15 protein-coding genes are annotated in these 17,072 nt (G+C 63.9%); 10 read left to right on the forward strand and 5 right to left on the reverse strand.

Going from position 1 to position 17,072, the window contains the following annotated elements; genetic code table 11:
* The first annotated feature begins 13 nt into the window (after nucleotides 1-13).
* From ureE to ureG, 3 genes are read left to right on the forward strand one after another with little or no spacing between them, the layout of a single operon-like run.
* Nucleotides 14-721, forward strand: coding sequence for an urease accessory protein UreE (gene ureE / locus QQS38_RS08920; RefSeq protein ID WP_479645020.1), 708 nt, complete (start codon nucleotides 14-16; stop codon nucleotides 719-721).
* A 6-nt stretch (nucleotides 722-727) separates the two neighbouring features.
* Nucleotides 728-1,408 carry an urease accessory protein UreF gene (locus tag QQS38_RS08925; RefSeq protein WP_479645021.1) on the forward strand — a complete coding sequence of 227 codons (681 nt, stop codon included), beginning with the start codon at nucleotides 728-730 and terminating at the stop codon, nucleotides 1,406-1,408.
* A 35-nt stretch (nucleotides 1,409-1,443) separates the two neighbouring features.
* On the forward strand, nucleotides 1,444-2,064 hold the full coding sequence (ureG, locus tag QQS38_RS08930; RefSeq protein ID WP_479645022.1) for an urease accessory protein UreG: 621 nt from the start codon (nucleotides 1,444-1,446) through the stop codon (nucleotides 2,062-2,064).
* Between the two features lie 124 nt (nucleotides 2,065-2,188).
* Here ureG and waaA read toward each other — a convergent pair whose 3' ends face one another.
* The 3 genes from waaA to waaC all read right to left on the reverse strand — a co-directional run bounded on the left by waaA (nucleotide 2,189) and on the right by waaC (nucleotide 5,468).
* Nucleotides 2,189-3,514 (reverse strand): lipid IV(A) 3-deoxy-D-manno-octulosonic acid transferase, encoded by a 1,326-nt coding sequence (gene waaA, locus QQS38_RS08935; protein ID WP_479645023.1) that lies wholly within the window; start codon nucleotides 3,512-3,514, stop codon nucleotides 2,189-2,191.
* A gap of 106 nt (nucleotides 3,515-3,620) precedes the next feature.
* Entirely contained in the window at nucleotides 3,621-4,505 is an 885-nt protein-coding gene (locus tag QQS38_RS08940; protein WP_479645024.1) for a Kdo hydroxylase family protein, read from the reverse strand.
* Between the two features lie 21 nt (nucleotides 4,506-4,526).
* Nucleotides 4,527-5,468 carry a lipopolysaccharide heptosyltransferase I gene (gene waaC / locus QQS38_RS08945; protein WP_479645362.1) on the reverse strand — a complete coding sequence of 314 codons (942 nt, stop codon included), beginning with the start codon at nucleotides 5,466-5,468 and terminating at the stop codon, nucleotides 4,527-4,529.
* A gap of 302 nt (nucleotides 5,469-5,770) precedes the next feature.
* Here waaC and QQS38_RS08950 point away from each other — a divergent pair, with 302 nt between their 5' ends.
* Entirely contained in the window at nucleotides 5,771-6,694 is a 924-nt protein-coding gene (locus tag QQS38_RS08950) for a DUF2242 domain-containing protein (protein ID WP_479645025.1), read from the forward strand.
* Nucleotides 6,695-6,800: 106 nt separating this feature from the next.
* Here QQS38_RS08950 and QQS38_RS08955 read toward each other — a convergent pair whose 3' ends face one another.
* Complete coding sequence (locus QQS38_RS08955) at nucleotides 6,801-8,195, reverse strand: phosphomannomutase/phosphoglucomutase (protein WP_479645026.1); 1,395 nt, start codon at nucleotides 8,193-8,195, stop codon at nucleotides 6,801-6,803.
* A gap of 210 nt (nucleotides 8,196-8,405) precedes the next feature.
* On the opposite strand from QQS38_RS08955, the gene QQS38_RS08960 reads away from it, so the two are divergent.
* From QQS38_RS08960 to QQS38_RS08980, 5 genes are all read left to right on the forward strand, one after another.
* Nucleotides 8,406-9,662: an oligosaccharide flippase family protein gene (locus QQS38_RS08960; protein ID WP_479645027.1), complete on the forward strand. Its 1,257-nt coding sequence runs from the start codon at nucleotides 8,406-8,408 to the stop codon at nucleotides 9,660-9,662.
* Nucleotides 9,659-10,492, forward strand: coding sequence for a glycosyltransferase (locus QQS38_RS08965; RefSeq protein ID WP_479645028.1), 834 nt, complete (start codon nucleotides 9,659-9,661; stop codon nucleotides 10,490-10,492). Before QQS38_RS08960 ends, QQS38_RS08965 begins: the two co-directional genes overlap by 4 nt.
* A gap of 6 nt (nucleotides 10,493-10,498) precedes the next feature.
* Nucleotides 10,499-11,716: a glycosyltransferase family 4 protein gene (locus tag QQS38_RS08970; RefSeq protein WP_479645029.1), complete on the forward strand. Its 1,218-nt coding sequence runs from the start codon at nucleotides 10,499-10,501 to the stop codon at nucleotides 11,714-11,716.
* An 8-nt stretch (nucleotides 11,717-11,724) separates the two neighbouring features.
* Complete coding sequence (gene galE / locus QQS38_RS08975; protein ID WP_479645363.1) at nucleotides 11,725-12,747, forward strand: UDP-glucose 4-epimerase GalE; 1,023 nt, start codon at nucleotides 11,725-11,727, stop codon at nucleotides 12,745-12,747.
* A gap of 163 nt (nucleotides 12,748-12,910) precedes the next feature.
* A complete protein-coding gene (locus QQS38_RS08980; RefSeq protein WP_479645030.1) occupies nucleotides 12,911-14,014 on the forward strand; it encodes an MraY family glycosyltransferase in 1,104 nt (367 codons plus the stop codon).
* A gap of 19 nt (nucleotides 14,015-14,033) precedes the next feature.
* On the opposite strand, the gene QQS38_RS08985 is transcribed toward QQS38_RS08980, so the two are convergent.
* Nucleotides 14,034-15,941: a polysaccharide biosynthesis protein gene (locus QQS38_RS08985; protein ID WP_479645031.1), complete on the reverse strand. Its 1,908-nt coding sequence runs from the start codon at nucleotides 15,939-15,941 to the stop codon at nucleotides 14,034-14,036.
* Nucleotides 15,942-16,366: 425 nt separating this feature from the next.
* On the opposite strand from QQS38_RS08985, the gene QQS38_RS08990 reads away from it, so the two are divergent.
* The gene (locus tag QQS38_RS08990) at nucleotides 16,367-17,065 is read left to right on the forward strand and encodes a hypothetical protein (protein WP_479645032.1); all 699 of its coding nucleotides are present in this window, start codon (nucleotides 16,367-16,369) and stop codon (nucleotides 17,063-17,065) included.
* Nucleotides 17,066-17,072: the final 7 nt, after the last annotated feature.

Here is a 17,072-nt window from a genome sequence, read left to right on the forward strand (position 1 = left end):
CTGACCATTTACGATGCGAACGATCGACAAACGGGTTTCCCCGCCGGCCAAGCTCGCGGCCTCGCTGGTCGCGCGCGCGCCCACCTTGACGCTCGCCTATGAGGCACGGTGCAAGAGCCGGCTCGCCGCCTCGCTCGATACGGGCGAGGAAGTGGCGCTCGTCATGCCGCGCGGCACGGTGCTGGCCGACGGCGACGTGCTGGTCGCCGACGACGGCGCCCTCGTGCGCGTGGTTGCCCAAGCCGAAGCGGTGCTCGTCGTGCGCGCGGCCGATGCCACGACCCTCACACGCGCCGCCTATCATCTGGGCAATCGCCATACCCCGGTCGAAATCGGCGCGGGCTATTTGAAGCTCGAAGCGGACAGCGTGCTCGAAGCGATGCTGATGCGTTTAGGGGTTCAGGTGGAGCGCGCGACGTTGCCGTTTCACCCCGAGGCCGGCGCATACGGCGGCGGACACCGGCATGGTCACGATGCGACGTTCGCGGAGGATTACGCGCTCGCGCAGCAGGTGTTCGCGCAGCGTCATGGTCACGCGCATGACCACGCTCATGGACACGGTCATTCTCACGAGCACGAGCAAGAGCAAGAGCACGAGCACGAGCACGAGCACGAGCACGGCCATGAGCATGATCACACGCACGCTCATGATCATGATCACCCGCATGGCGATGCGGATTGTTGCGGGCACAACGAACCGCATTCGCACAAGCCTCGCTGACGCGCCATGCGGGTTACCGAACTCACTGCCCTACTCCATCTCGCATCCCCGGCGCTGCCGATCGGCGCGTTCAGTTATTCGCAAGGCTTGGAAGCGGCCGTCGAAGCGCAATGGATCAGCGGTGCCGACTCGGCCTGCGCATGGATCGAAGACGGATTGATGCATGTGCTTGCGCGCGCCGAGTTGCCGTTCATCGCTCATCAGATGGAACGCTGGCATCGGCACGACGCCGCCGCTATCGCCGCTGCGGACCGGCAATTCATCGCGAGCCGCGAGTCGGCCGAACTTCGACGCGAAACCGAGCAGATGGGATGGTCGCTCAAGCAGCTGGCGCTGTCGCTCGCGTGGGGCGGCGAGGCGTCTCGCGCCACGCTCGCCGCGCTCGCGCCGCTATCGCAGCCCACCGCTTTCGCGTTTGCCACGGTGGCGCACGAAATCGCAGCCGAAGCGGCACTGGCCGCTTATGCGTTCGCTTGGGCCGAGAACCAAGTTGCTGCCGCCATCAAGGCCGTGCCGCTCGGTCAGTTGGCCGGGCAACGCATTTTGGTGGCGGCGCGCGCGGTGATCGATCGCGCCGTCGCACATGCCTTGTGCACACCGCCTGATCGCATCAATACGTTTTCACCGATGCTCGGCGTTTTTTCGGCGCGGCATGAGACGCAATATTCGCGGCTCTTCCGTTCGTAATTCCCCTCCATCGACATCGAAAGAGACGACTCGCAATGAGAACCAAGAAACTGCCGCCGCTGCGCGTCGGCGTGGGCGGCCCGGTAGGCTCGGGCAAGACGACGCTGCTCGAAATGCTCTGCAAAGCCATGCGCGAGCGCTACGACCTCGTCGCGATCACGAACGACATCTACACGAAGGAAGATCAGCGGCTGCTGACGGTGGCCGGCGCGCTCGCGCCCGAGCGGATCATGGGCGTCGAGACGGGCGGCTGCCCGCATACGGCGATTCGGGAAGACGCCTCGATCAACCTCGAAGCCGTCGACCGGATGCTGGCGCGATTCCCCGATGCGGACATCGTCTTCATCGAATCGGGCGGCGACAATCTTGCGGCAACCTTCAGCCCCGAACTGTCCGATTTGACGATCTATGTCATCGATGTCGCCGGCGGGGAGAAAATTCCTCGCAAAGGCGGCCCTGGCATCACCAAGTCGGATCTGCTGGTCATCAATAAGATCGATCTAGCGCCGCACGTGGGGGCCAATCTCGACATCATGGCCGCCGATGCGAAAGCGATGCGCGGCGAGCGGCCGTTCGTCATGTGCAATCTGAAAACGCAAAGCGGGCTCGACGAGGTGATTGCGTTGATCGAGCGGAAGGGGTTGTTGGGCGTGTGAACGGATTGCCTTGGCGGCTGCCGTAGCGGGTCGCCTTTGCGGGTCGCCTTAACGAATCGCCTTAGCCGAAGACGGGCTAACTCGCTCACCGGACAGCGCACTCACGCCCGCAGACCTGCCCGCCTCACGCCTGAGCCACGCCCTCTTGCGGCAGCAACGTCAGCAGTACGTCGAGCGTGCGTTGCGTCGCCCCGCGATGCCGCGCGGCGAAGGCCGAGGCGGCCGCCCCCATCGCCACTCGCCGTGCTTTGTCGGCGAACAGTTCGCCCAGCACGCGCGCCAAATCGCTCGGATCGGCCACTTGAACGGCCGCCCCCGCGGCGACCGCATCGAGCGTGGCCTGAGTGAAGTTGAACACGTGCGGGCCGATCAGCACCGGCACGCCGACCGCGCACGCTTCGATGAGGTTTTGCCCGCCGAGCGGCAACAGGCTGCCGCCGATGAAAGCGACATCCGACGCCGCGTAGTACGCGCCGAGCTCGCCCATCGAATCGCCGAGCAGCACCGCCACATCGCGCGGCAGCGGTGCGTCGGCAACGTGCGCCGCGGCAGCCGCCGCCAGCGCCGCCCCGCCCCATTCCGAGCGCCTGACGCAGTGCAGCCCACGGCGTTCCACGAGCGCAGCGACTTCGTCGAAACGTTGCGGATGCCGCGGCACCAGAATCAACAATGCCTCAGGCGTGGCGAGCGCCGCGAACGCGTCGAGCACGAGCGCTTCTTCTCCCTCTCGGGTACTGGCGGCCACCCAAACGGGCCGCGCGCCGATCGCTTCACGCCAGGCGCGGCCTCGCGCAACGAGTTCGGGCGGCGTCGCCATGTCGAACTTCATGTTGCCCAGCACGGCGACGTTGCGCGCGCCGAGCGCCGTGAGCCGCTCGGCATCGGAGGGACTTTGCGCGAGCACCCGCGAGAAACCGCCGAACACCTCGCGCGCGGCGGCGCCGAAACGCGCCGCGCGCTTGAACGAGCGCGCCGACATGCGCGCGTTCGTCAAAACGAGCGGCACATCCGCGGCGCGGCATTCGTCGATCAGCGTTGGCCAGACTTCCGTCTCCATCACGATGCCTAGCGACGGACGCCAGGTGCGCAGAAAACGCCGCACCGCGTGCGGCAAGTCGTAGGGCAAATAGCAGCGCAGCACGCGATCGCCGAACAATTGCACGCCCGTCGCTCTTCCGCTCGGCGTCATATGCGTGAGAAGCACGCGCGCATCGGGTCGCGCCCTCATCAACGCCGTAATGAGCGGCTCGGCGGCGCGCGTCTCTCCCACTGACACCGCGTGCACCCAGATGAGCGGCGCATCGTCTTCGAGCACACGGGCGTGCGCATAACCGAAGCGCTCGCCGATATGCTCGCGATAGCCGCGCTCGTGACGCGAGCGGATGAGAAGCCGCAATACGGCGAGCGGCGCGACGAGCCACCAGAGCGCGCGATAGACCGCCCTCAACATGCCCGTCCTTCGTTCGCGGCGGCGCGTCGTGCGTACGCGACCAACGCACAAGCAGCGGATTGCTCAGACATGGCATTCGGGTGCTTGCATCGGCTGGACATCGGCATCAAACCAGTGCCCGGCCTTCCAGCCGCTCGAGTATGCCGAGCGGCGCGCATTCGGGCTGCACCATCGCGCGCACGGGCAGAAAGAACGTCTGCTCGAGCATGTACTGCCCCGACATAGCCGCATGCGACGTCTGATCGGAGAAGCACATCCATGCACTGCCGGGCGGGAACGGCATCGTCTCTTGCGGGCAGACCTTCTGATATTCGAGGTCTCCCTTCATGCCGTCGTGCAGATGGAGCATCAGGTGATCGTAGGCGCTGCGCTTGGATTTGGTGATATGCAGCGCATTGAGCAGCCAAGCCGATCCCGGCGCTTGAGGCTTGATCTTCGGCAAAAAACGCTTCGCCATCTGCTCGAACGGCTCGCCCACGCGCCAGACGCGCGGCTCGCCATTCGGATTGACGTTGGCGAACACGCGCAAAATGCGCTCGCCGCGATTGGGCCGCGAGGGGAACGCATCGACGTGCAGCCGGCTATCGTCCTTGCGCCACGAGGTATGGCGCGTTTCCACGCGCTGCAGGCGCAGGCTAGTCGGCGCGGGACGCAGCGCCTCGCGGTATTCGGGCACCAAGCGATCGACCAGCATGCGCGCCTGCGCTTGGTACCGCGCGACGAGTGCGCGCACGGCTGACTGCGTCACCGCGTCGCCCACTACGCCGCGCAGCTCGCCGCCGTTCGGGTCCAGGCTGATGTTCTTGCGTTTCGGATCGGCGAGGGCCGGATCGAGCAGCGCCGTCTCCCCGCCTTCGATCGCGAAGCGCAGATTGGGGAAATAGAGGACCTTGCCTGTTTCCAGCGCGATGCGCAGTGTGTCGCGCGTGACCGAGAGGTCCGAGCCTTCCCAGTCCGAGCAATTGACTTCGACGATTTGCGATTCTTTCATGGTCCGGTTTTGCGCCATCGATTACAGCAGGCCGAACCCGGCCAGTGCGGTTTTGACTTGCTGCAGCGTCGGCGGATCGCCGGCGGTGCCGAGGTTGACCACACGGGGGGACCAATAGCCGCCCGTGCGCCATGCGGTCGCGAAATTGTACAACTCGACGGTGGGCCGCTTGAGTGCCGCCGCAATGTGAACGAGCCCCGTATCGACGCCGACCGTCGCCGCCGCCGCATCGAGCAAGCCCACTACGGCGGGCAGCGACAAACGCGGCGGCACGATGGCTGCGGCGCCGAATTCCTTGGCCAAACGCTCGCTCGTCGCGCGCTCGGCCTCGCTGCCCCAAGGCAGCACGAGCGAGGCGCCGCGCACCACCAGCGCGCGGCCCAGCTCGATCCACGACGCCTCGGGCCATTGTTTGTCCGCGCGCGAGGTGGCATGGACCAGCACGACATAAGGCACCGGCAAGTTCAGCCCCGTCTCGGCCAACGCGCGGGCCGCGCGCGACGTGTCGAGCCCGAAGTCGAGTTCGTCGGGCGATTGCGGCACCGTCGCACCGATAGCCTGCGCGACGAGTTGCCGCGTGCGCTCCACCACGTGGGTGCGCGGCACGATCGGCACGCGCCGGTCGTAGAAGAAGCGCACCGGCCATTCGTAGCCCGCGCCGTCGGTGCGATTGCCGAGCCCGACGAGCGGCCCGCGGGCCCAACTGGCCACCCATGCCGTTTTGATCAGCCCCTGACAGTCGATGACGAGGTCGTACTGCTCGGCCGCAAGCGCGCGCCGAAAAGCGCGAATCTCGCGCCAAGTCGACAGCGAGAGCAAGCGCTTGCGCCAGCGCCGCAAAGAGAACGGAATCGCGCGGCGCACGCCCGTGACGAGCGTGACGAGGCCGGCAAAGCTTTCTTCGACGAGCCAATCGATTTGTGCGTCGGGATAGACCCGCAAGATATCGGCGACGGCCGGCATGTTGTGGACGACGTCTCCGAGCGACGACACGCGAACCAGCAGGATCTTTTGCACGCTGAAAGTAAAAAGAAAGGTACGGCATGGCAGACGCGGCGGCGCACAGCGACGCTCCAGCGCAGCGCTGCCTGAAGGGCAGGCATTCTACCGCGCCCGCGCATTATTTTTGCGCGCATGCGGCCGATGCGGGCGCGATATGATGTCGCCTTACCAACCGCGAGTGTTTCGTGCTCCGTCGGGCGAAGGCACTACAATGCTTCTCGTCCGGACCAACCGCTCGCCGAGTGCAGCCTTTTCGACGCATCATGTTCAGTTCGTACCGTCTAGCGCGCGTGGCGCTTTCGTTCGCGGCGCTCTCCGTTTTCGCCGCGTGCTCGAGCGCACCGCAACCGAAATTCCAGCAAGAACTCTTCGATTCCGGCGCAAGCCCGTTTTCGCGTACTTACAATGTCGGCAGCACCGATGCCTGCGAAGCCGCGCGCCGGGCCCTGCTCAACCAAGGCTATTTGACGACGTTGAGCGGCACCGATCGCATCGACGCGACCAAAGACTTCCAGCCGAACGGCGATTCGCACATCACGGTCGAGTTTCACGTGGTCTGCACGCCGGGCGAGGACGCCGACGGCACCAGCATCATGTACGCCAACGCGATCCAAAGCGGGTACGCCCTGAAAAAGAGCGATACATCGGCCAGCGTCGGCTTGAGCCTGCTCGGCTCGGTTTCGCTGCCGATTCGCTCCAACAGCGACGCGATGGTGAAAGTATCGAGCGAAACGATTCAATCGAATGCGTTCTACGACCGCTTCTTCGATTCGGTCGGCCACTATGTGGGCTCGCTGATCAAGACGGCGCCCGTGCCGGTCGCCCCAGTGACGAGCACGGTTCTGCCCGGCTCGCCGCCGCCGGTGGTTGCTGCCACGCCGCAGTTGGCGCCCGCCGCACCCGTGCCTGCGTCTACGTCCCCGGCTGCGGCTACGGCCAACTCCGCGCAGGCCGTGAATGCGCCCGCCGCTGCGCAGCCGATGCCCGGCGGGGCCACGCAGGCCGCGCCGTTCGGGGCAGCGTCGCTGTATGCGCCGCACTCGCCCACCGGCTTGCCGTCGCCGGCAGCCATGCCGTTTCAACCCGCACAGCCCCTAACGGCGCCCGCAGCGCCCGCCGCCGAAGCGCCCGCGGCCGCACAACCGGCCAACGCGCAACCCGCACCCGCACAAGCCGCCTCGCAATGAGGCAAGCGACGGGTGAGGTCGGGCGTCTCAGTCCCAGCTAACGCCTGAGCAACGGGCTACTCGCCGTCGAGACAAGCCGGGCAAGCCCGGCCCATCGCTCAGAAGCTCAGAACGGCAGTTTCGCGTCGGGCTTTGCCGCGACGATCACCCGCCGAAAATCGTTCTGAATCCGCGCGAGCCCCTCGGCGCTATCGGCCTCGAAACGCAGCACGACCACGGGCGTGGTGTTCGAAGAACGCGCCAGCCCGAAGCCATCGGGATACTCGACGCGCAAGCCGTCGATCGTGATGACCTCGTCGGCGCCGGTGAACTTCGCTTCCTTTTGCAGGCGGCCGATCAGTTCGAAGTTCTCGCCTTCCTCGAGCTTCAGCTGCAATTCGGGCGTCGACAGCGAATTGGGCAGATCGTTGAGCACCTTGCTCGGGTCCTGCACGCGCGAGAGCAACTCGAGCAGGCGCGCCCCCGTGTAGAGCCCATCGTCGAAGCCGTACCAGCGATCCTTGAAGAAGACGTGTCCGCTCATTTCGCCCGCGAGCGGCGCACCGGTTTCGCGCAGCTTGGCTTTCACGAGCGAATGGCCCGTCTTCCACATCACCGGCTCGCCGCCCTTTGCGCGCACCCACTTCGCCAGATTGCGCGTGCATTTGACGTCGTAAATGATCTGCGCGCCGGGGTTGCGCGACAGCACGTCCTGCGCGAACAACATCAGTTGCCGATCGGGATAAATGATTTGACCGTCCTTGGTCACGACGCCGAGCCGGTCGCCGTCGCCGTCGAACGCAAAGCCGATCTGCGCATCGGTTTCCTTCAACGCGCGGATGACGTCCTGAAGGTTCTCCGGGTGCGCCGGGTCGGGATGGTGATTCGGGAAATTTCCGTCGATGTCGGTGAAGAGCTCGACCAACTCGCAGCCGAGCGCCTCGAGCAGGCGCGGACCGAGCACCCCGGCCACGCCGTTGCCCGCATCGACGACGACCTTCATCGGCCGCGCGAGCTTGACGTCGCTGACGATGCGCTCGATGTACTTATCGGCGATGTCGTATTGCTCGTAGCTGCCGCTGCCGCTTTCGAAGTCGTCCTGCTGAATGCGGCGATACAGCGCTTGGATCTGCTCGCCGTAGATCGCGGCGCCGCGCAACACCATCTTGAAGCCGTTGTAGTCGGGCGGGTTGTGGCTGCCCGTCACGACGATGCATGAATCGACGCGGCGCTCGCCGCCGGCGAGCGCGAGCGGCACGCTGGCCGCGAAGTAACCGACCGGCGTGGGCACCATGCCGATATCGACGACATCGACCCCGGCTGCGCGCAGACCTTGCGCCAGCGCTTCGATCAACGAAGGGCCGGATAAACGACCATCGCGCGCGACCACGACGGCATCGCCGCCTTGCGCGCGCACTTCGCTGCCGAACGCTCTGCCTACCAGCCGCGCGACGTCCTCATCGAGAGTTTTGCCGATGACGCCTCGGATGTCGTACGCCTTGAAGATGGATTGCGAGATCATGGATAGCTCTCTTTTTGGCTGCGATTGGAAAAGTGCTGGCGCCGGCAACCCACTTATAATTGCGGTTTTTCCACCGGCGCGGCTCGCGCCTATTTTAATGCGCATATGCCCCTTCGCGACCCGGCCCTACGAGATGACGGCCGAAAAGCGCGCTATTTCCGCGCCGACGCGAGTACGGTCAGCAAATTCCCTGCCTTTACTTTTGGTTACATGCTGAGGCGCATCGCCCATCCGGATATCGCGAAAGCCGCCGCGAACATCGTTTGGCTCGGGCTCGAGCGGCTCACGCAAATCGCGGTGGCGATCGCCATCGCAGGCCTGCTTGCGCGCTACTTCGGCCCCGATGTGTTCGGCAAATGGCAATACGCGAACACGCTGCTGCTCGTGCTTGCCCCGATCACGTGGGTATGCGGCGCGGAAATCCTCGTGCCCACGATCGTTCAGCGCGGCGAAGCCGAATTGGGCGCCGTGCTCGGCAGCGCCTTCGTCCTACGATTTGCCGTCTCGGCGCTCGCGCTGGCGGCTACCTGGGGCGGCGTCGCCGCGGGGCTGACCGACCCTGTGGTCGGCGCGATGCTCGCCGGGCTGGCCGTAACGATGCTGTTTCGCGAGCCATTCATCGGCGTCGTCAATTCGTGGCTGCAGAGCCTGACGTATAGCAAGCCGCAGCTCCTCACGAGCATGATCGCAGCGTTGGGAAAGCTTGCGCTCGTCTATCTGCTCGTGCGCATGAGTGCAAGCGCCCCGCGCTTCGCGTGGCTTTGGGCGGTAGAAGCAGCGGCCATAGGCGCCGTGCTGCTTGCTTACTACGCGCGCCGTCACGGCGGCAAGCTCGGCTGGCGCGTCGAGCGCGCGCTTTTACGCCATTTCGCGAGTGCGGGCGCCGTGTTTTGGGTTGGCCTCGTCTGCATGTATCTGTTCCTGAAGCTCGACCGGCTCATGCTCGAGCGCGCCATCTCGTTCGCCGATCTGGGCCGCTACTCGGCCGCTCAGCAAATCAACGAGAATTGGATCGCGCTCGCGCTGATGCTCGCGCAGACGATCGCCCCGGCGTTCGTCTACCGCGTGCAAGACCCTGGGCGCCTGCTGCGCAACGTCGTGCGCCTGATGGTTCTTGCCGCTGGGCTCATGATCTCGGGTGCGCTCGTGCTCGATGCGCTTGGCTCGATCGTGATTACGCGCGTGTTCGGAGCGAATTTCGCCGGCGCGATCCCGATTTTTCGCTGGTGCGTGTGGTTATCGGTGCCCGCCGGCGTCGAGGCGATCGGCAACCTCGTGCTGCTCAAATATCAAGCTAAGTTCGTTGTCCTAACGAAGTGGTTGCTCGCACTCGCCGTCGCGTTCGCCGTGAATCTGCTCGCGATCCCTCGCATCGGCGCCTATGGCGCGCTTGCGGGACTCGCGGCCGGTTACTGCGCGGCCGTCGCCGTCAACGTCTATTACATTCGCTTCAAGCTGCGCCCATGACGACGCCCCCCACCGGCTTCGCGCCGCAAGACACGCTAGGCGACGTCGCCGTTTTGATGCCCGCCTATAACGCCCAAGCCGACGTAGACCGGACGCTCGCTTCGTTCGCCGAAAGCGCGCCGGTGCGGGTGCTGATCGTCGACGACGGCAGCACGGCGCCCATCGTTGCCCCGACGCTGCCGAACCTGGACATCGACATCCTGCGCATGCCGCAAAACGGCGGCATCGAGCGCGCGCTGCAAGCGGGCATCGAAGCGCTGGCCGCGCGCGGCTATCGCTACGCGGCGCGCATCGACGCGGGCGATTTGGCTGCCCCCGGCCGTCTCGGCAAACAGCGCGCTTATCTCGAAGCGCATCCGAACGTGGCCGGCCTCGGCATGTGGACCCAAGTCGTCTCGCGCCAGGGCGCCCCGCTGTTCATGCTGCGCACGCCCACCGAGCCCGAGGCCGTGCGGCGTCTGAGATTCTTTCGCACCTCGCTCGTCCACCCGGCCATGATGCTGCGTGTCGATGCCGTGCGCGCGGTGGGCAATTATCGCGTCGCTTACCGCGCCGCGGAGGATCTCGACTTGTTCCTGCGCTTGATGGAGCGTTACGACTGCGCGAACCTGCCCGAACTCGGGCTTTATTACGAACTCAACGAAGGCGGCATCAGCGCGACGAAACGACGCCGGCAAATCGTCTCGACGCTGAAGCTGCAATGGCGTTACTTCAACGCCGCGAACGTCTACGATTGGCTCGGGCTCGCGAAGAATCTCTTGCATCTCGTCACGCCGTATTCGGCCCTTCAAACGATGAAGCGCGCGCTGTTCGCCACGCGGGCGGCTTAAATCCATATGCAGCCAACGTCGAATCCCGCCTCCGCTTCCGCTTCCTCGCAAGCCGCGCCGCTTACCGTCTGCCTCGTCTGCAACACGGCGTTCGCCATCCATACCTACCGGCAGGGCGTGATTCGCATGCTCGTTGCCAAAGGCGTGCGCGTGGTGGTGCTCGCGCCGCGAGATCGCACGGTCCCGTTGCTCGAGGAAATGGGCTGTGTCTGCATCGACCTGCCTGTCGCCGCGAAGAGCACGAACCCGCTGGATGACTTGAAAACGCTCGCCGCGCTCTATCGGCACTACCGCGCGATTCGCCCGAACGTCGTGTTTCACTACACGATCAAGGCGAACATCTACGGCTCGGTGGCTGCGTGGCTCGCGCGCGTGCCGTCGATTGCCGTTACGACGGGCCTAGGCTACGTGTTCATCCAAAAGAGCCGCGCAGCGCAAGTGGCCAAGCTGCTGTATCGCATCGCCTTCCGCTTTCCGCGGGAAGTGTGGTTTCTCAATCGCGACGATCAAGAAGCCTTCTTGAACGAACGCCTGCTCGCGCACCCCGAGCGAGCGAGGCTGCTGCACGGGGAAGGCGTCGATCTCGACCAGTTCGCCGTCACGCCACTGCCAAGCGGCAGGCAAACGGTCACGTTCGTGCTGATCGGGCGCTTGCTGTGGGACAAAGGGGTGGGCGAATACGTCGAAGCCGCGCGCATGTTGCGCGCTCGATATCCGCAAGCACGCTTTCAGTTGCTGGGGCCGGTTGGCGTGGACAACCCGAGCGCAATTACGCAAGGCGACATCCAAACTTGGCGCGAGCAAGGCGTTATCGAGTATCTTGGCGAAACGCACGATGTCCGGCCCGTGATCGCCAACGCCGACTGCGTCGTTCTGCCCTCCTACCGGGAAGGCGTGCCGCGCACCTTGCTCGAAGCATCGGCGATGGGGCGGCCGATCGTGGCGACCGATGTGCCGGGCTGCCGCGAAGTGGTTGCGGACGGCGTCACCGGGTTTCTATGCGAAGCGAAGAGCGCACCGAGCCTCGCAACCCAGCTCGCACGCGTGCTCGACATGAGCGAAGACGACCGGCGCGCGATGGGTTTGCGCGGACGCAAAAAAGTAACGGCTGAGTTCGACGAAGCGATCGTCGTCGAACGCTATCGACAAACGCTGCATGCGCTGACAGGCGCCAGCCAATTCGAGCGGCGCGTGGCGCGCGCTGCTACGGGAGAAACGCGATGACAACGACGGTGCAACGACGCGGAACGATCCTCGTCACGGGGGGGGCGGGCTTCATCGGCTCGCATACGGTAGTGGAGTTGATCGCCAACGGCTACGAAGTCGTGATTGCCGACAACTTGGTCAACAGCAAACGCGAGGCCGTGCGCCGCGTCGAACGGATCGTCGGGCGGCCCGTGCCCTTCTACGAGATCGACGTGTGCGACAAAGCCGCGCTCGCCCAGGTGTTCGACGCCCATCCTATCGACGCCGCCATTCATTTTGCGGCGCTCAAGGCGGTGGGCGAATCGATCGCCAAGCCGATCGAGTATTACCGCAACAACTTGGACAGCTTGCTCGTCTTGCTCGATACGATGCGCGAAAGAGCAATCAAGAAATTCGTGTTCAGTTCGTCGGCGACGGTCTACGGTGTACCTGAACGCTCGCCCGTGGACGAATCGTTTCCGATGTCGGCAACGAACCCTTACGGTCAATCGAAGATCATCGGCGAGCAGATATTGCGGGACCTCGAGCGCGCCGATCCGAGCTGGCGCATTGCGACGCTGCGCTACTTCAACCCGGTGGGCGCGCATGAAAGCGGGCTCATCGGCGAGGATCCGGCAGGGGTGCCGAACAATTTGATGCCTTATGTGGCGCAGGTGGCCGTGGGCAAGCTCGAAAAGCTACGCGTATTTGGCGGCGATTACGACACGCCTGACGGCACCGGCGTGCGCGATTACATTCATGTCGTCGATCTGGCGCGTGGCCACGTGGCCGCACTGGATGCGCTCGATACGCGCGATGCGAGCGTCTTGGTGAATCTAGGGACGGGACGTGGGTATTCGGTGCTCGAAGTCGTGCGGGCGTTCGAAGCGGCGTCGGGGCGCAAGGTGCCGTACGAGATTGTCGAACGGCGCTCGGGGGATGTTGCCGCTTGCTACGCCGCAACGGACAAAGCCGAGCAGCTGCTGGGCTGGCGTGCGCAGTATGGGATCGAGCGGATGTGCGTGGATCATTGGCGCTGGCAAGAGAAGAATCCGCAGGGGTTTGCGTAGCGTTGGGGCCAGCGGCCGCCGGTTACGGCGGCAACGTTCGAGGGCAGCCGAATTTTCCGGGGCGCGACCCGGCTAATGATGCGCGGTATCGCGCCGAGCCAATGGGCGGTTGGGCAGTGAAACGCACCGGTATAATTCGCCCGTTCGCCCATCTGCCACGACCATGCTCAGCTTCGCCCTCGGCTTCCTCATCTCGCTGTTTGTCACGTTGTTGATCGTGCGCTATGCGCACTTGCACGAGAAGTTTTCGGTCGACAGCGATCTAGCCGGCGTTCAGAAGTTTCATGTGCGCCCGGTGCCGCGTATCGGCGGCGTGGGCATTCTGATCGGGCTCGTCGGCGCGACGGTGCAACTGATTTGGCCGTACCCGACCGTGGCGTACGGCATTCTCGCGCTAGTGGCATGCGGCCTACCCGCGTTCGCTTCGGGGTTGATCGAAGACTTGACCAAGCGCGTCTCGCCTTCCGCCCGCCTGCTGGCGACGATGGCGGCCGCCGCGATAACCTATTTCGCTTTGCATATTGCGGTTGTCCGCATCAGCGTGCCGCCGCTCGATTTCCTGCTTTCGTATGCCGCGGTGTCGTTCGTCGTGACGGTGTTGGCCGTGGCGGCGCTCGCCAACGCCGTCAACATCATCGACGGCTTCAACGGCCTCGCATCGATGGTTGCGTTGATGATGTTCGCCTCATTGGCGTATGTGGCGTTCCGGCTGGGGGACCCGGTTGTCTTGTCGGGGTCGCTGATCATGATGGGCGCGGTGCTCGGGTTCTTTATTTGGAATTTTCCGGCCGGGTTGATCTTTCTCGGGGATGGTGGGGCTTACTTTATCGGGTTCATGCTCGCCGAGCTCGCGATCTCGCTCGTGATGCGACATCGCGAAGTATCGGCCTGGTATCCGGTGCTGCTGTTCGTTTATCCGATCTTCGAGACGTGCTTTTCCATTTACCGGAAGAAGTTCGTGCGGGGGATGTCGCCGGGGATGCCGGACGGCGTACACCTGCATATGCTCGTGTACAAGCGGCTCATGCGGTGGGCTGTGGGGGCGAAGACGGCGCATGAGATTACGCGGCGCAATTCGTACACTTCGCCGTATTTGTGGCTGCTATGTCTAATCGGGGTGATACCGGCCACGCTGTTTTGGCAGCATACGGTGCATTTGTTTGCGTTTGTGGTGGTGTTCGCCGCGACGTATGTTTGGCTCTATGTGAGCATTGTTAGGTTCAAGGCGCCGCGGTGGTTGGTGGTGCGGCGCTCACGGGGGAAGTGACTGCGTCAGTGTAGATCGCTCAGCCGGCGCCGGACGACATGCGCGGCGCTTGCGCTTCGGCCGACGTGCTCTGCAGCTTCGGCATGATGGACGTTTGATATTCCGGCACCCATCGACGCAAATCGCGCCGCACTTCATCGTCGCTTAGGGTGCGATGCTGCATCAACCAGGGCAAGAGTTCATCGAGGAAATGCTCGGGCGCCTCGCGTGCGCAAGCGATGCGCAGCTTCGGATGCGGCGTTCGGATGGTCTTTTCGTCGTCGGCGAGTAGTTCCTCATACAGCTTCTCGCCGGGCCGCAACCCGGTAAAGACGATGCGAATCTGCTCTTCCGTGTACCCGTGTAGACGAATGAGATCTCGTGCGAGGTCGGTGATCTTCACCGAGTCGCCCATGTCCAAAATGAAAATCTCGCCGCCTCGGCCCATGCTCGATGCTTGAAGCACCAATTGTGACGCCTCCGGGATCGTCATGAAATACCGTGTGATCTCTGGATGCGTGACGGTGACGGGGCCGCCCTTTCGGATCTGCTCTTCGAACTTCGGGATTACACTGCCCGCACTCCCGAGAACATTGCCGAAACGAACCGTTTCGAACTGCGTGCGCCTGCTCGTTTGCTGCAGCGCTTGACAGGTCATTTCGGCGAGCCGCTTGCTCGCGCCCATCACATTCGTCGGATTGACTGCCTTATCGGTCGAGACGAGGACGAAGTGCTTGACGTCGTGCCGAATGGCCGCCCGAGCGACCCGCAACGTGCCGAGAACATTGTTGCGCACCGCCTGCCATGCGTTCAATTCTTCCATCAACGGCACGTGCTTGTATGCGGCCGCGTGGAAAACGATATGCGGCGAGTAACGCGACATCAGCTGATCGAGCAACAGCGAATCCTTCGCGTCGCCGACGATCGGTACGACGGGCAGGTCGGGAAACGAATCGCGCAGCTCCTCGGTCAACCGATACATCGCATATTCGGACAAGTCGAGAGCGACGAGCTGCGCGGGAGAGAACCGTTGAATCTGCCGACAAAGTTCCGAACCGATCGACCCGCCTGCGCCCGTGACCATGACGACGCGGTCGCGCAGTAGCGCCTCGACATGCTCCGTGTCGATTTTCACCGGCTCGCGGCCGAGCAAATCCTCGACGTCGATTTCGCGTACGCGAGACAGAAACGCCTGCCCCTGTGCAACCTCGGTGAGCGCAGGCAAAACCAGCGCATGCACGCCCGCGCGCACGCAAGTCATCGACAAACGACGCTGCACCTCTACCGACGCGGACGGAATCGCAATGATTGCATGCCCGGCATCGAGCGAACGAGCCCAATGTTCCAATGCGCTGATCGGGCCGAGCACTTTATAGCCGTAGATTTCGCGCCCCCGCTTGGCAGCGTCGTCATCGAGAAGACCGACGAGCCGCCATTCCGGCGAGCGCGTCAATTCTCGTGCGAGGCTCGCGCCGGCGCTGCCCGCGCCGAGGATGATGACCGGTTTGCCTTGCGCGATGAGACCGCCATAGAGGTGAAATTCCTTAGCAGTGCGGTAGAAGGCGCGCGCTCCCCCCATCGCGAGAAACAATAGGAGCGGGGCTACGATGACGACAGAACGCGGCATCGGCGGCATGGGCTGAACCATCACCGAGGTTACTGTCGCCACCAACGCGGCCGACGCCACCGCCTTAGAAATGCGTATCAAGTCAGGCAAGCTGGCGAATACCCACATTCCTCGGTAAAGACCGAAGACGCGGAACATCAGCCCATAGATCGGAAGAAGCCAGACGAGCGAGGTCAATGCTTCGTGCCAGTACACGTCCGGAATGGCACCGTTGAACCGGATCATATACGCGGAGAGCCAGGCCCCCGCGACGGCGCAAAGATCGAATAGGAAAACGGCAACCGATTGCCATGAGGCTTTGTGTCGGAACATCTGCGTCACACCCTCATCAGGTTGTTCAAAATGCTTGCGACGACGGCGCGGCTCAGTGGATAGCGCGAGCACGCACTGTGCGATGCACCAATCGAGCGCAGAGAGGCAACACTATACCGCATTACGAAAGCCCGGCGATTCTTCGACTGCTGGCTGGCGCGGGCCGCGCCAATCGGTCGCCCCCTCCCTCCGAGGCGCCTGCGATTCGAGCTACAATGCGGCAGGGCACCGCAGCCGTGGCGCTAGCGGTGTTAGAGATTCTGCCAACGTACCTCCGTATGCACCAAACACCTCCCGCTCTCTCAACCCTTTCGGCTCGAAGTTTGGGTCTGCAACTCTTCAAGTCCCTCAAGCTCGTCGTCCTCGTCGGCGTCCTCGGGGCACTCGCAGGCGCGGCAGTCTCGCATTTCACGCCCACCCGCTGGGGGGCTACGATGACGGTTCAGATCGGACAAATCACGGCGCCCAGCAGCCCCGGGCTTGACAGCCGCCAGATCGAGAACCCGCTCACCGTTATCGATCGCTCCAATCTGCCGTCGTTTCGGCTGAAGGTAATCAAGGACTTAGGATTGCCGTCACCGGACGTGGCATCAGGAGCGAAGGAAATCTTCGACTCATTGAATGCCACGGCGGAGACCAGCCCAAACCTGATTCACTTACAGGTGACGGCCTACTCGCGCGAACAAGCTGAAGCGGCACTGCGCTTCGCATTCGACGAGCTTTCCGCCTCACATCGGCAGTTGTACGACGCCGACGTGACCGGCATGAAGCGCGAGCTGGACAGCTCGTCGGCAAGGCTTGCCGCCGCGGAGGCCGATTACGCTCGCGGCTATCAGACAATCCGTTCAGCGGCTGGACAAGGCACTGCCGCTATCGACAGTGCCCGCAACATCCTGGTCACCAACATGGCCACCCAAATCAATTGGCAGATCCTGCAGTTGAAACAGCAAGTCAACCAACTGCAGCAGGCGTTGAGTCCGATGAACACCTATCCCACACGCGTAGTTGAAGCTCCCTACGCCCCGTTGAAGCCGCGATCACCCAGTGCAAAATTGCTGATCGCTGCGGGCGCGATTCTAGGTTTGCTGGTGGGCGCAGCGCTTGCGTTGGGACCCAGCGTGAAGCGCGGGTAGGCGGAGC

It is taken from the genome of Trinickia sp. Z7, from assembly GCF_056498045.1.